12 protein-coding genes are annotated in these 13,704 nt (G+C 63.8%); 1 reads left to right on the forward strand and 11 read right to left on the reverse strand.

The window, feature by feature from the left end; translation table 11 throughout:
* Nucleotides 1–56 precede the first annotated feature (56 nt).
* Nucleotides 57–1,607: a D-arabinonate dehydratase gene (locus tag IVB27_RS33620; RefSeq protein ID WP_247447074.1), complete on the reverse strand. Its 1,551-nt coding sequence runs from the start codon at nucleotides 1,605–1,607 to the stop codon at nucleotides 57–59.
* A 174-nt stretch (nucleotides 1,608–1,781) separates the two neighbouring features.
* Between IVB27_RS33620 and IVB27_RS33625 the strand changes: the two genes are divergently transcribed.
* The gene (locus IVB27_RS33625) at nucleotides 1,782–2,546 is read left to right on the forward strand and encodes a FadR/GntR family transcriptional regulator (RefSeq protein WP_247447075.1); all 765 of its coding nucleotides are present in this window, start codon (nucleotides 1,782–1,784) and stop codon (nucleotides 2,544–2,546) included.
* A gap of 271 nt (nucleotides 2,547–2,817) precedes the next feature.
* Here the strand turns inward: IVB27_RS33625 and IVB27_RS33630 are convergent, their stop codons facing one another.
* The 10 genes from IVB27_RS33630 to IVB27_RS33675 all read right to left on the reverse strand — a co-directional run bounded on the left by IVB27_RS33630 (nucleotide 2,818) and on the right by IVB27_RS33675 (nucleotide 13,686).
* Nucleotides 2,818–3,993 carry an ABC transporter ATP-binding protein gene (locus tag IVB27_RS33630; protein WP_247447076.1) on the reverse strand — a complete coding sequence of 392 codons (1,176 nt, stop codon included), beginning with the start codon at nucleotides 3,991–3,993 and terminating at the stop codon, nucleotides 2,818–2,820.
* A gap of 5 nt (nucleotides 3,994–3,998) precedes the next feature.
* Nucleotides 3,999–5,711, reverse strand: a complete 1,713-nt coding sequence (locus tag IVB27_RS33635) for an ABC transporter permease (protein WP_247447077.1) — start codon at nucleotides 5,709–5,711, stop codon at nucleotides 3,999–4,001.
* 9 nt (nucleotides 5,712–5,720) lie between these two features.
* The gene (locus IVB27_RS33640; protein ID WP_247447078.1) at nucleotides 5,721–6,833 is read right to left on the reverse strand and encodes an ABC transporter substrate-binding protein; all 1,113 of its coding nucleotides are present in this window, start codon (nucleotides 6,831–6,833) and stop codon (nucleotides 5,721–5,723) included.
* Nucleotides 6,834–7,400: 567 nt separating this feature from the next.
* Nucleotides 7,401–8,198: an SDR family NAD(P)-dependent oxidoreductase gene (locus IVB27_RS33645; RefSeq protein WP_247447079.1), complete on the reverse strand. Its 798-nt coding sequence runs from the start codon at nucleotides 8,196–8,198 to the stop codon at nucleotides 7,401–7,403.
* A gap of 39 nt (nucleotides 8,199–8,237) precedes the next feature.
* Nucleotides 8,238–8,945 (reverse strand): SDR family NAD(P)-dependent oxidoreductase, encoded by a 708-nt coding sequence (locus IVB27_RS33650; RefSeq protein ID WP_247447080.1) that lies wholly within the window; start codon nucleotides 8,943–8,945, stop codon nucleotides 8,238–8,240.
* Nucleotides 8,945–10,006, reverse strand: a complete 1,062-nt coding sequence (locus IVB27_RS33655; protein ID WP_247447081.1) for an ABC transporter substrate-binding protein — start codon at nucleotides 10,004–10,006, stop codon at nucleotides 8,945–8,947. Before IVB27_RS33655 ends, IVB27_RS33650 begins: the two co-directional genes overlap by 1 nt.
* Nucleotides 10,007–10,049: 43 nt before the next feature.
* Nucleotides 10,050–10,913 (reverse strand): amidohydrolase family protein, encoded by an 864-nt coding sequence (locus tag IVB27_RS33660; protein ID WP_345946954.1) that lies wholly within the window; start codon nucleotides 10,911–10,913, stop codon nucleotides 10,050–10,052.
* On the reverse strand, nucleotides 10,910–11,977 hold the full coding sequence (locus tag IVB27_RS33665) for an ABC transporter substrate-binding protein (protein ID WP_247447082.1): 1,068 nt from the start codon (nucleotides 11,975–11,977) through the stop codon (nucleotides 10,910–10,912). The genes IVB27_RS33660 and IVB27_RS33665 overlap by 4 nt, the downstream gene beginning before the upstream one ends.
* A 30-nt stretch (nucleotides 11,978–12,007) precedes the next feature.
* Complete coding sequence (locus IVB27_RS33670; RefSeq protein WP_247447083.1) at nucleotides 12,008–12,880, reverse strand: ABC transporter permease; 873 nt, start codon at nucleotides 12,878–12,880, stop codon at nucleotides 12,008–12,010.
* Nucleotides 12,880–13,686 carry an ABC transporter ATP-binding protein gene (locus tag IVB27_RS33675; protein WP_247447084.1) on the reverse strand — a complete coding sequence of 269 codons (807 nt, stop codon included), beginning with the start codon at nucleotides 13,684–13,686 and terminating at the stop codon, nucleotides 12,880–12,882. The genes IVB27_RS33670 and IVB27_RS33675 overlap by 1 nt, the downstream gene beginning before the upstream one ends.
* Nucleotides 13,687–13,704: the final 18 nt, after the last annotated feature.

Genomic DNA, 13,704 nt, shown 5'->3' on the forward strand with positions numbered 1-13,704 from the left:
TGCTCTTGATCATGGCCTTGTCTCCGTCGAGGAACAGGTGATGGGCAGTCGGGTCGTCAGCCGGTGATGCCGATTTGCCAGGGCACAAATTCGTTATCGCCCAGGCCAAGGCTTTCGCTCTTGCTCTCCTCGCCGGAAGCGATAGCCAGCATCAATTCGAAAATGCGCTGGCCCATGGCCTCGATATCTGCCGTGCCGTCCAGGATCTCGCCGCAGTTCATGTCCATGTCCTCGGACAGGCTCGCGTACATTGGCGAGTTGGTGGCCAGCTTGATCGTCGGGGCCGGCTTGGCGCCGAACATCGAGCCGCGGCCTGTGGTGAAGCAGATCAGGTTGGCGCCGCCGGCGATCTGCCCGGTGGCGGAGACCGGGTCGTACCCCGGTGTGTCCATGAACACCAAGCCGCTGGCCGTGACCGGCTCGGCGTATTTGTAGACCTCCATCAACGGTCCGGTGCCGCCCTTCATGGCCGAGCCCAGCGACTTCTCGAAGATGTTGGCCAGGCCGCCAGCCGCGTTGCCCGGGGCGACCTTGCCGTTGATCTGCACGTCACGGCCTTCGGAGTAGCGCTTCCACCACTGAACGCGATCAACCAGCTTCTGCGCCACGTCGGGCGTTGCGGCACGGCGCGTCAGCGTATGCTCCACGCCGTATATCTCGGGCGTCTCCGACAGGATGGCGGTGCCACCGTGGCGCGTGAGGATCTCCACGGCGCGGCCCAGCGCCGGGTTGGCGGTGATCGACGAGAAGGTGTCGGAGCCGCCGCACTGCAGGCCCACCTTGAGGTGGCTGGCCGGCACGCGCTGGCGCGTGGCTCGGTTGCAAATAGGCAGCATCTGCCGCACGGCCTCGATGCCGGCTTCGACGGTCGCGCGGGTGCCACCAACCTGCTGCATGGTCAGCACGCGCAGGCTGTCGCTCTCTTGCAGCCCCTGCGAGGCCAGCAGCTGCGCGGCCTGGTTGCGCTCGCAGCCAAGGCCAACCACCAGCGCAGCGCCGATGTTGGGGTGCTTGATGTAGCCCCCGATCGTGCGGCGCAGGAGTTCGATCGGCTCGCCGGTCTGCTCCATGCCGCAGCCGGTACTGTGCGCGAAGGCCACGACGCCATCGACGTTGGGATAGTCGGCCAGCCGCTCGGGCGTGAACCACTCGGCGATCTTGCGGACGACGGTGGCTGAACAGTTGACGGTGGCGACCAGCCCCACATAGTTGCGCGTGGCCACGCGGCCGTCCCGGCGCACGAAGCCCTTGAAGTTGGCGCGCTCGGATTCGGGCAACTGCGCGGACGGCTGGTAGGCCTTGCAGAACGCGTAGTCGCGGTCGAACTCACGGTACTCGATGCGGTCGGCACCAATCGGCTCGCCAGGCGCGATGTCGGTGATGGCAAAGCCGATGGTGGTGTCGTACTTGAGGATGGGCTCGCCCTTGGCAATGGCTCGCGAGGCGATTTTGTTTCCCGCCTTGACCGCGTGCAGCAAGACCAGGCCGCTGTCGTCGATCGGCACGCCGGGCGGAAGGTCGACGCGCGCTATGACGAGGTTGTCCGCCGGGTGCATGCGGATCACGGGGTTGTCGATGAGGACGGCCGTGGGGCTGTCTTGACTCATGATTTCTCCTAAGGACATGCGGCCAGGGTTAGAAGGTGCCGAACGCCTGTGGCATGCCGCAGCGGCGGGCGAGGGTCCCGCGGCGGCTCCTTGAATGATGATTTTACTTAGATGTAAAGTTGTCAGTCAAGTTATTAAGTTGACAACTGCGTGCTTCCCGTAGAAGACGCTCGAATGGCTCTGCCCCCCTCCTCCTCATCGCTGCGCTTGCCGCGCGGTGGCAGTCAGTTGCTGGGAGCCAAGGCGACGCGAGCGCCGCGGCTGGCCGAGCAGCTCTACACGCAGATCTACAAGCTGATCACCGCGGGGCACTTCGCGGTCAACAGCAAGCTGCCCTCGGAGGCAGAGCTGTGCGAGGCCTTCGGCGTGTCGCGTCCGGTCGTGCGCGAAGCGATGTCGCGGCTGCACGCGGATGGCGTGGTCGAAACCCAGCGCGGTGCGGGCTCGTTTGTGCGGCTGCGCCACGACGCGGAGTTGTTCAAACTGGCGCCCATCGGCGGGCTTCCCGACCTGCTGCGCTGCATGGAGCTGCGCAGCGCCATCGAAGGCGACGCAGCCTTCCTCGCGGCCAGCCGACGGACCGAAGAAGACCTGGGAGAAATGCGGGGCGCGCTGGACGAACTGGCTCAAGCCATCGAGACGCGCCAGATCGGCCACGCGGCCGACCTGCGCTTCCATCAGGCCGTGGCTGTAGCCTGCCGCAACGATCTGTTCACCAACTGCCTGCAGGCCCTGTCGACGCAGATCTTCGACTTCATGCGCGTGATGCGCAGCTTGGCTTTGAGCAGCACCCATGCCCGGCTGCGCATGGTGCAGGACGAGCACGTGCAGATCTACCGCGCCATCTTGGAAGAAGACCCCGACCGCGCCCGGCAGGCAATGCGCCAGCACATCGCCAATTCCAAGAGCCGCACCCTGGCCGACACGGTCGCTACTTGAATCAAACCATTCCGTTTGGACAAGACGCGGTACCCGCGAGGGGACTCGCAACACATTGAGGTGGCGTGACCGCCTGGCCGGATGAAAAACGCCCGCACCTAAAGCGCGAGCGCACGGGCTTTGGTTAGGAGTCGATCGCGCTCCAACACAGGGGCATCATCATGCAAGGCGTGGTCGCCTAAGAACGCGGCTGGTCGCCGCGGCTCTTTTCTCTGCCGATCAGCAGCGCAAGCGCGTGCCGGGAGCTCGAGCAGCGCCATCGCCGCGCACGCTACTCAATCGGCAGGTCGGCCACTATCGGGGCTGTCGGTGGCGGCGGCGCCTGCTCCGCCTCGGTTGCAGCGTCGGCTTCCAGCAGAACGCAGCGGGCAGGATCGATCGATAGATACGCCGTCGATCCTTCGGCCGGTGCTGTCGAGGCAGTCTGGCGGACGACGAGCTCACGGCCGCCCCACTCGACGTGCACCTGCGTCAGGTCGCCTAGAAACACGGTGCGTCGCACCCGCACCGGCCAGACATTGATCGAGGCCGTCGGCTGCGTCGAATTCAACTGTAGATGCACCGTGCGCACCGACATCGTCGGCGTCGGCCCGGCCTCGCGGCCGCGCGCCTCGCCATACAGGATGCGACCGGCGTCGGCTTCGAGCGCGATCAGTCCGTCGCGGGCCAGGTCCGCTCGCAGCCGGCCAGAGATCAGGTTCGCCGAGCCGACGAAATCGGCGACGAACGCGGTACGCGGGTAGTTGTAGATATCGGCCGCCGGTCCCACTTGCTCGATGTGACCGCCGCGCATGACGATGATCCGGTCCGACATCGCAAGCGCCTCTTCGAGATCGTGCGTCACATACACCGACGTGACGCCGAGCCGATGCTGCAGTTCACGTAGCTCGATGCGCATCTGCGCGCGCAGCTTCGCGTCGAGGTTCGACAGCGGCTCGTCAAACAGCAGCACCTTCGGCGAGAATGCACACGCACGAGCGACGGCGACGCGCTGCTGCTGGCCGCCGGAAAGCTGCGAAGCGTTGCGGCTCGCATAGGCACCCATCTTCACGAGATCGAGCGCGTGCCGCACCTTGTCGTCGATCTCAGCAGCGCTCGCATTGCGAACGCGAAGTCCGTAGGCGACGTTCTCGAACACCGTCATGTGCGGCCAGATCGCGTACGACTGGAACACCATCGACAAGCCGCGACGCTCGGCCGGCACATTGATGCGGCGTGAAGCGTCGTACACGGTGTCGCCGCGGATGCGGATCGCGCCGGCAGTCGGCCGCTCGAGCCCGGCGATCGCGCGCAATGTCGTCGTTTTCCCGCAGCCCGAGGGCCCGAGCAGCGTCAACTGCTCGCCCCGGGTGACGCTAAAGTTGACGGGTCCGACAGCCGCGACCGCGCCATAGCGGATCACGAGCCCCTCGACTTCGATTTCTGGCGCGCGGTCGCTATCGGCCATCGAGGTCACGCTCCATGCACCGCGGCGCGGCGCGTCATCAAGGTGAAAACCACCATCGCGGCGGCAACGACAACGGTCTGGATCAGCGCCATTGCGGCGGTCAGCTCCGAGCTGGTTGAGAAGAATGCTTCGGCGATGGCCGGCGTCATAACCTTGGAATCCGGTCCCATGAGAAGGATCGAGGCGCCCAACTCGCGCACGCTCGCTACGAAGATCAGCAGCCATGCTGCCAGGATCCCGGGCCACAGCAGCGGCGCGACGATGGTGCGCACCCGGAAGGCCCATGACGCGCCGCATACCTGCCCGCATTCCTCCAGACTCTTGTCAAGCTGCATGATGACGCCCGAGATCGTGCGGACGCCGAGCGGCAGGAACACTGTCAGGTACGCGATGAGCAGGATCCAGAACGTGCCGTAGATCGGGATCGGAAACGCCAGCCACGCCCACATCATGCCGAACGCGAACACCAACCGCGGCACTGCCTGCGGAAACATTACGATGTATTCGAGCACGCCACGTCCCGGCAGCCGGCTGCGCTGAATGATCCACGCCAGCAGGCCGGTGAGCACGACGCCAATCGTTGCGGTCAGCAAGCCCAGGAAGAGGCTGTTCGACAGCGCCGAGCGAACAGCGTTGAGCGACAGCGCCGTCCGGTAATTGTCGAGCGTGAAGTTATCGGCAGCAGGCCAGGCCACGGCCAACTTCTGAAACGACGCGAAGACTAGTGTCGTGATCGGCAGCACGACAGAGAGGAACACATAGCCGGCGCAGACGGCGAACAGCACCCAGCGCAGCCACCCCATGTCGATCGGGCGGGGGCGGAAAGCCTTGCCGCTGATCGTCACGAAGCTGCGATTGGCCGTGATGCGGCGGTACAGGTACAGCATTCCGAACATCACGGCGAACAGCGATACGCCGAGCGCGGCAGCCAGCGGGAGGCGCGGCGGATACTGCGAGACAAACTGGTAGATCGCAGTAGTGATGACATAGAATCGGGCCGGCGTGCCGAGCACGAGTGCCGCCGAGAACGAACCGAGCATCTCGGCGAACACGAAGATCGCCGCGCCGAGAACGCCCGGCGCGACCAGCGGCAGCGTGATCCGCAGCATCGCGCGCCAACGGCCTGCGCCCGACATCTGGGACGCTTCCTCCAGTGCCGGGTCCATCGACTTCATCACCGCACCGATCATCACAAACGCGACCGAGCCTTCGAACAGCGCCATCACCCAAGCGATGCCAACGGCCGACGTGATGTCGATCAGCGCCCCCTGTCCCCCGCCTGCGCGCCAGATCTGGTTGATGAAGCCGCTCTCGGGTGCCCCGAGGAAGTTCCAGGCGAGCGCGCCGAGCAGTGGCGTGACGTAGTACGGCACGGCCATTAGCTGCTCGAGGGTGCGCTGAAATGGCACGTTGGTCCGGGTCAAAATCCATGCCGTCAGGAAGCCGGAAATCAGGGCCATGATCGTCGCCGCAAAGCTAACGACCAGCGTGTTGAGCATGATCTCCCAGTACTTCCCGAGCGCTGAGAAGTTGTCGAACCCATACGCGGCCGGCGGGCGGACTTCCGCCGGACCGACGTCGAATGCTGCCTGCAGCAGATAGAACACCGGGTAGAGAACAAAAATGGCCACGACGACGATCACCATCGTCATGGCGACCATCTGCGTCGAGATAGCTCGGCGCGGCCGCGAAGCCGGTGCTGCAATCGCAGTGGACAAGGGCACGGCCTACAGCCCGAGCATCGCGTTCCATTCCTTGGTGAAAGATTCCTGCGCTGCCATGTAGGCCGGCATCTCCGCCGCGGTCGGCGCGAGCAGCTTGAAATCGCGGAGGCGCGTGCCGCCGGGCATCGGCGGCGCGTCCTTGCGCACCGAGCCGTAGTAGAAGAACGGGTTCGTCTGGTAGTGATTCTGTCCGCGCGGGGACATCAGCCAGTCGACGAATAGCTTCGCGGCTTCCGGATGCGGCGCCTTGTCGACGACGCCGTTCCACAGCGTGCCGGCCGGCAGGCCGTCGGGCGGCGCGACGAATGCGATGTGCGCGCCCTTTTCCTTCTGCAGCAGGTAGCCCGCAAGTTCAGCGAGGCCACAGATCTTGTCATCGCCTTTGGCCAACCGGTCGAACAACTGCGCGCGCGAATCGAAGCCGCGCGGCTTTAGCTTCGCGAGCTCCTTCCAATAGCTGCCGCCGTATAGCTTCTTCAGCTCAAACCACTGAACGAATTGCAGCCCCGATGTCGATTGCTTGACGCTCATCGCGTTCTGCCAGCGAGGATCGAGCAGATCCTTCCAATTCTTCGGCACTTCCTCAGGCTTCACCTTATCGGTGTTGTAGCAGATGCCGGCGAACGTCACGCCGGGGCAGAAGAAATCGCCGACCGGATTGGACAGATACTCCGCCGCATAGAACTCGGATTGCGGCGACACGTGCCGCATGTACCCGCCGCGCTTCTGGAAGTCGAGCGCGGTTGCGGGCTCCGAGAATTGGATGACATCGACGACGTAACGTCCCGCGGAGCGCTCGGCCAGCACCTTGGTGAACAGCGCACCGTTCTGCGCGCGAAGATACTTGCCCTTGATCTTCGGAAAGTCCCTCGCGAAAGCTTCGACGACGCTGGCGCCCGCCGGCTCGCTATCGTGGGTGTAGAACAGGAACTCGCCTTCCTGCTCCGCCTTGGCGATGTCGGCAGTCGTCGTGAAATCGAGCACTTTCGTCGCGGGTTTTGTCTGCGCCGCAGCGTAGCTAGCGAAGATGCCTGAGAAGGGGAGCGCCGCGACCGCCAATCCCGCCTGCAGCGAGGCGCGCCGCGTGATCGGTTTGGTCGTTTTGGAATCGGACATCGGTAATCCTCCAGGAGTACGTATCCAGAGTGGCGCATGTGGAAGAAGAAAAGCGCGTTCGTCCCAGTCGAATGCCTACTGCAGCCCGCAATCATCTGCTGTCGCGCATCGAACAAACGCTTTCAGCAGGCTGCATTGCATACCGCTCCTACAACGACGACGGATCATACTTAGACGTAAACTTGTCAGTCAAGTTATTAAGTCAAAGCCTGAGCCTGAGGCCAGCTTCCATAGAAGACGCTCGGATGGCTCCGCCCTCCTCCTCGTCGCTGCGCGTGCTGTGCGGTGGCAGCCACCGCGACTCGCCGAGCCGCTCTCCGCGTGGATCTACAAGATCATCACCACGGGATACTTCCGGTCAACAGCAAGCTGCCCTCTACGTCCTACGCGTGACGCCCAGGCTGGCTTGGCGACATCGTCGTGATGGACAATCTGGCGGCCCATAAGGGTACTGCTATTCGCACCGCCATTTAATCCTGCGGTGCGACTCTCATCCTGTAGCCGCCGTACTAAGCCGCCGCCATCAAGGCGATGATATGAGACCTTCTTGCAGGCACGCCAGTAGGATCAACGCTGTTGGATTTCCGTCTGCACTCTTTTCCGGGCATGCGCGACACCCCCCGTTGTTAGCCCGCCATCTGCCGTCACCTCACTGCCGGTCATGAACGACGCATGGTCCGACGCCAGGAACAGGACGATATTGGCGATCTCGTCGGGACGGGCTTCCCGACCCATCGGGATCATTGCGCGATTAGCCTCCATGTGGCCTTCCGGCGCAGCGAACGTGAGCGGCGTAGCGATCATAGCCGGGTGGATGGAATTGACCCTGATCCGGTCGGCGCTGAACTCGAGCGCCGCCGATTTTGTCAGGCCGCGAACAGCCCATTTGCTGGCCGTATAGGAAGGGTCGTCGTGAGCGATGATACCAGCGGTCGACGAGACGTTGACGATCGCAGAAGGCGCTGCTTCCACCAGCAGCGAGCGGCAATGTTTCATCCCTAGAAAGATGCCGGCGACATTGACGCTCATCACCCTGTCCCATTCGGATTTCGAGGTTTGCATCAGCGGCTTGCGGATGATGATCCCCGCGTTGTTGACAAGCACGTCGAGCCCGGCGCCGGCCGCGTCGATGGCGGCCACGAGTTTCTCCCAATCGGCCTCGTCGGCGACGTCGAGCCGATGCGCCGTCGCCAAGAGACCCTCGTCGCGGAGGCTGCGGCCCAGCGCTTGGACCTCCTCGTCAAGCAGGTCGGCGACATGGACGTGAGCACCGGCGATCGCAAAGCGCCGCGCGATGACCGCGCCCAGGCCCCGGGCGCCTCCGGTGACGCAGACGGATTTGTTGCGGAATTTCGGCTCGGTCATGCGGATACCAACGGGACGGTCTACAAATGGGCAGCGAGCTCAAAGCGAGGCACCGCCGCAGACGATGATCTGCTGGCCTGTGATGCTGGCAGCGCCTTCGGAAAGCAGAAAAGACGTGGTCGCAGCGATTTCCTCCGGCCTTACGAGACGGCCGATCGGCGGCATCTTCGGCGCGACCGATGCGCGTCGCGGGTCTCTCAGCATCGGTGTGTCGGTGGCACCGGGCGCCACGACGTTCACCGTGATCTGACGTGGTGCGAGCTCGATCGCGAAGGAACGTGCCATCCCGACCACTGCAGCCTTGGTCGCCGCATATTGGGCGCGCCCGGGAGAGCCGGCGGCCGTTCGGCTGCCGAGCAGGACGATGCGGGCGCCGTCGGGAAGCGAAGGTACCAGCGCCTCGACGATCTGCTCGGCCGCATCGACATGCAGCCGCCACATCTCGCGCGCGTTTTCCGGATCGAGTTCTCCAAGGTGCCCCACGCGCAGAAGGCCGGCTGCATGGACGATGGCCTCGAGCGACCCAAGGTCCTTCAACGCTTCGGCGAGCGCCTCTCGATTGGAGAGATCGACCTGCTTGTGGATCAGCCCTTCCGCTGCGAAGGCGGGCCTGCTGCGGCTGAAGCCTACCACGTTCCAGCCCTCGGCGAGCAACCGCTTCGCGATTGCCTCGCCAATGCCGGAACTCACACCGGTCACGAGCGCACGTCTGGCGCGCCCGTCCTGCGATGCGATGATAGTGCTCATCAGGAACGAGCCTGTGCCCGGATCTGCTCGACATCGAACTTATTAATCTCGTCGATCAGGTCGTTGGTGTATATTTTCTTGAAATCCTTGATGTCCCAGCCGTTCATTTGCGCTTCTGTGGCGAACTCCTCTTCGCGGATGCTTCCCATCTTTGCGCCCTGATAGGGTGGCTCGTAGAGCTTGATGCGCCGGCTGATCGCCTCGATTACCGATTTGACCGCCTGCTCCGCGGTAGAGCCGCGCGGGGCCGTCTCGGGATACATTTTGAGGAAGGCCTGCGCTCCGGCCGAGGGGTTGGCGAGCAGAAAAACGGATGCCTTCGCGACCGAGCGGCCATAGCCGACGAAGAGGGCACGATCGGCCTCGATGCGCGCGCGATGCGCCATCAGGAACTGGCCTCCGATCATCGGCAGCTTCTCCGGGCGGGGGAGCATCTCGATCGCGATGCCCGCCGCCTCGATCTGGCCGAAGCCGGTGTCGTAATAGGCGAGCGCGTCGATGGCACCACGATCCAGCGCGACGCCGGCGGGGATGCCGTTGCCCACCGCAGTCCATTTCACATCCCGGTCGGGATCGAGACCGAGACTGCGCAGAACGTTGCGGGTGACCGGGTATTCGGTTCCAGCAAAGTCCGAAACGCCGATGTTCTTGCCTTTGAGCTCGGCATAGCTTTTCGTGCCTGCGCCCTTCTTGATGGCGATATCCCATTTGTAGGGATAGGTGTATTCGTAGAAATTGAGGGCGCTGCCCCATTCGCCCTTTGACAGGATCGGCAGCGCGGTCGATGGGACGCCAACGCCGACATCGACGTCGCCCTTGTCGGTCGCGACCTGGACGTTGTTGTTGCCGCCCAGTGCCATGCCCTGGACCTTGAAGCCTTCGGCGGCGTTATAGCCGAGCGTCTCGCCGATCAGCAGGTTGATGAGGTTGGGACTGATCGCCTTCTGCCCGAAACCGACCTTGAGGGTCTTGGCTCCCTGCGCGAAACCCGTGCGCGAGCCGATTGTCAGCGCCGCGGCGAAGGCGCCGCTCGCCAGAAGCCATTCTCTGCGTGTAGCCATCGCTTCTCTCCCTTCGTTCTAATTATGGCCTGGACCACGGCCGTTATCGGAATCCATAAAGTTGCTCAGCATTCTTGCTGAGAATTGCCCCGCGAAGGGGCTCGCTATCGAAGACGCCAGAGAACTCGTCGAGCAGCGCCCTGGTGTCGGGCTCAATGTCCATCAAGGGATGAGGCCAATCCGTGCCCCAGAGGCAGCGTTCCGGCGCGGCAGCAGCAAAACGCCGCAAGAACGGCACCATCTCGCCGCCCCTGCCGCCAGGCGGCAGCGATCGGTAGCTGATGAGCTTGATCCAGCCTCGTCCCGTCTCGAGCAGCTTCAACATCACACGCATCGCCTCTTGGTCCTCGCCTTCGCGCGGATCGATCCGGCCGCAATGGTCGATCACCACATCGACAGGCAGATTACGAAGCAGAGCCGCATGCTGCACGATCTGGTCGGCGCGCGCGTGGAACTGGATGTGCCAGCCCAACTGGGCAATCATGTTCGCGCGGGCCCGGATAGCATCGGCGTCGATGCCTTTGTCCGATATGACGTTGATCCGAATGCCGCGCACGCCGCCTTCATCCAGCCGGCGGAGGTCTGCGACGCTCGTGGCCCCGTCGATGATGGCGATTCCGGATGCGCGATCAGCGCCGAGGCTCTGCACGGCAGCAAGCATGGCTTGGTTGTCGGCGCCATAGCAGCCGCCCTGGACGACCACCATGCGATCGATGCCGAGCCGACTGGCGACATCGCGATATGCCGCCACGGTCGCTTCCTTCGGCCGATAGGAAGCGTCGCGCGGCAGTGGGAAGCGATCATAGGGGCCGAAGACGTGGAAATGCGTGTCGCAAATACCGGCAGCTGCCGGCGCATCGATGCGCCGCGCTGTCGCCATATCCATCTTTGTCGCCCCTATGCTCATGCGTGGGACCGCGCCTGCCGTTTGATCTCCTCGCGATCGAAGCGGTTGATCTCATCGATCAGCTCGTTTGAGTAAAAGCCGTCAAAAGAGGCAATCTTCATGGCGTTCATCTGCGCCTCGATCCGGAACTCCTCCGGATTGATGCTGCCTAGCTTGGCACCTTGGTAGGGCGGCTCGTAGAGCTTGATGCGCCGCGCGGTTGCGACCAGCACGGACTTGACCGCATCCTCCTCGCTGGAGCCGCGCGGGGCCGCTTCCGGATACATCTTCAGAAAGGCACGCGCACCGGCACGGGGGCTCGCTGCGAGAAAAACGGATGCCTTTGCAACCGATCTGCCATAGCCGATCAAAAGTTCGCGGTCCTTGACGAAGCGATCGCGCAACGCCATCAGGAACTGTCCACCGACCATCGGCAGATCCTTGGGCAGCGGCAAAAGCCTGAAGTCGATGCCCGCTCCCTCGATCTGTCCAAAGCCGGTGTCGTAATAGGCAAGTGCGTCGATGGCGCCGCGCTGGAGCGCAACGCCGGCCGAAACGCCGCTACCAACTGCAGTCCATTTCACGTCGCGGTCGGGATCGATGCCGAGATTGCGCAGAACGTTCTTCGTTACCGGGAATTCGGTGCCGGCGAAGTCCGAGACGCCAATATTCCTGCCCTTGAGCTCCTCATAGCTCTTGAGGGTCGAATCCGGCTTCACCGCCACGTCCCACTTGTAGGGATAGGTATATTGGTAGAAATGGGTAGCCTTCCCCCAATCGCCGCGCGCCAGGATGGGTAGGGCGAAGGACGGCACGCCGGTCGCGATGTCGACATCGCCTTTGTCGACTGCGACTTGCGCGTTCGAGACGCCGCCCACCATCAGGAACTGTGCCTTGAAGCCCTCCGCCGCGTTGTAGCCAAGCCCTTCGCCGATCAGCAGGTTGACGAGATTGGGAGCGATCGTCTTCTGACCGATCGCGACTTTCAACGTCCTTGCGGATTGCGCCGACGCTATTCGCGCGCCGATCGCGGCCGCAGCCGCGAAGGCCGCACTCGCGGCAAGCCAGGCTCGACGTGTGATCATTGTCGTTCCTCCCTTCCCCATTTGGTTTGATCACTTTCGACCGCGATCGCCCCAATGAACGATTTTCTTTTCCAGCCCGCGGACGATGCTGTGCAGAAGAATTCCCATGGCACCCAGGATCACCAGCGCGGCGAAGACGCCCGCCACGTCCGTGACGGCCTGGGCCTGCGTGATAACGACGCCCATGCCCTGCTGCGCGCCAAGGAACTCGGCGACGATGGTGCCCAGCAGGGCATAGACAACCGCCATGTCGAGGCCGGCGAAGATGTATGGCGCGGCGTTCGGCAGCTTCACGATGCGATAGGTCTCGAAACGCGAGGCCGAGAGCGAACGCATCAGGTCGATGCGCTCGGGTTCGACGGCGCGAAGGCCGGTGAAACTGTTGATCAGCATCGGAAAGAACGCGAGGAGCGAGGAAATCGCGATCTTCGAGCCGTCGCCAAAGCCGAACCAGATTACGATCAGCGGGGCGATGGCGACCTTCGGCAAGCTCTGCAGTGCGAAGGCATAAGGCATGATCAGCTTCTCGATCAGCCGGCTTTCGGCCATCAACGAGCCGAGTACCAAGCCGAGGCCGGAGCCGATGGCGAGGCCGAGCGCCGCGTTCTTCAGCGTACCCCAGAGCGGCAGGTAGTAGCCGAGCGGGCTCGTCGGGCTGACCGCGATGCCCGACCAGAGCGCCTTCCAGACAGCGAGCGGCGTGGGAAGGATGTAGGACGGAATGTCCAGATACTTCACCGCCAGGGACCAACCGGTGAAGAGCAGCACCAGGCCGACGAGCGTGATCGCGGTGCCGTTGACGCCCCTCGCGTCCTTGTGCTTACCAGCCGCCGTCTTCGGCTTGGCTGCGGCGCGCTCGATCGTTGCGGAATCGGCGACGATGGTGGTGTGTGCCTGGCTCATCACTCGTCTCCCGAAGCGTTGAGAAGCCCGCGGATCTCCTGGGCGAGCGCAGGATAGGCCGGGTGGCTGATGATGGTGTCGTTCGAGCGAGGGCGCGGGATCGGCACCTCGAGCTCGCGAATGACCCGGCCGGGCCTTGCCGACATCACCACGACGCGATCGCCGAGGAAGATCGCTTCCGAGATCGAATGGGTGATCAGCAGCACGGTCTTGCGGCTCGCCTGCCAGATGCGCTGCAGCTCGAGGTTCATCCGCTCGCGGGTCAGCGCGTCGAGCGCGCCGAAAGGCTCGTCCATCAGCAGCACGCGGGGTGAGCGGACCAGCGCCCGGCAAATGCCGGCACGCTGCTGCATGCCGCCCGAGAGTTCGTAAGGGTAGCGATGGCCAAAATCCTTGAGGCCCGTGACGTCGAGCAGACGATCGATGTCCTCCGCCTGGCCGACCTGCTTGCCGCCGACGCGCAACGGCAAGGCGACGTTCTCGCGGACCGTCAGCCACGGCAGCAGATTGGCCGCCTGGAAGACGACGCCGACATCCCGCGAGGGACCGGTGATGGTCTTGCCGTCCAGCGCCGCATCGCCGCTGTCATAGTCGTCGAGCCCGGCGAGGATGCGCAGCAAGGTCGACTTGCCGCAGCCGGACGGACCCACGACGCAGACGAATTCGCCATCCTTGATGTCGAGATCGATGTTGGACAGCGCATGCACACTGCCGCCGGCATAGGTCTTGTCGAGCCCGCGGATCGCGATGAGGTCGCGGGTCGGCGGCGCGGCATCGAGCGGGTGGTTCTGAGCGAGGGCGGCCATTGGCATCTCCGGGTTGTC

Source organism: Bradyrhizobium sp. 197 (assembly GCF_023073375.1).
GTDB lineage: Bacteria > Pseudomonadota > Alphaproteobacteria > Rhizobiales > Xanthobacteraceae > Bradyrhizobium.

Excerpts from the sequence above, each read along its gene's own strand:
- IVB27_RS33650 (WP_247447080.1), bottom strand. The coding sequence starts at position 8,945 with ATGAGCACTATCATCGCATCGCAGGACGGGCGCGCCAGACGTGCGCTC.
- IVB27_RS33655 (WP_247447081.1), bottom strand. The coding sequence starts at position 10,006 with ATGGCTACACGCAGAGAATGGCTTCTGGCGAGCGGCGCCTTCGCCGCG.
- IVB27_RS33670 (WP_247447083.1), bottom strand. The coding sequence starts at position 12,880 with ATGAGCCAGGCACACACCACCATCGTCGCCGATTCCGCAACGATCGAG.
- IVB27_RS33675 (WP_247447084.1), bottom strand. The coding sequence starts at position 13,686 with ATGGCCGCCCTCGCTCAGAACCACCCGCTCGATGCCGCGCCGCCGACC.
- IVB27_RS33665 (WP_247447082.1), bottom strand. The coding sequence starts at position 11,977 with ATGATCACACGTCGAGCCTGGCTTGCCGCGAGTGCGGCCTTCGCGGCT.
- IVB27_RS33645 (WP_247447079.1), bottom strand. The coding sequence starts at position 8,198 with ATGACCGAGCCGAAATTCCGCAACAAATCCGTCTGCGTCACCGGAGGC.
- IVB27_RS33630 (WP_247447076.1), bottom strand. The coding sequence starts at position 3,993 with ATGGCCGATAGCGACCGCGCGCCAGAAATCGAAGTCGAGGGGCTCGTG.
- IVB27_RS33620 (WP_247447074.1), bottom strand. The coding sequence starts at position 1,607 with ATGAGTCAAGACAGCCCCACGGCCGTCCTCATCGACAACCCCGTGATC.
- IVB27_RS33660 (WP_345946954.1), bottom strand. The coding sequence starts at position 10,913 with ATGAGCATAGGGGCGACAAAGATGGATATGGCGACAGCGCGGCGCATC.
- IVB27_RS33625 (WP_247447075.1), top strand. The coding sequence starts at position 1,782 with ATGGCTCTGCCCCCCTCCTCCTCATCGCTGCGCTTGCCGCGCGGTGGC.
- IVB27_RS33640 (WP_247447078.1), bottom strand. The coding sequence starts at position 6,833 with ATGTCCGATTCCAAAACGACCAAACCGATCACGCGGCGCGCCTCGCTG.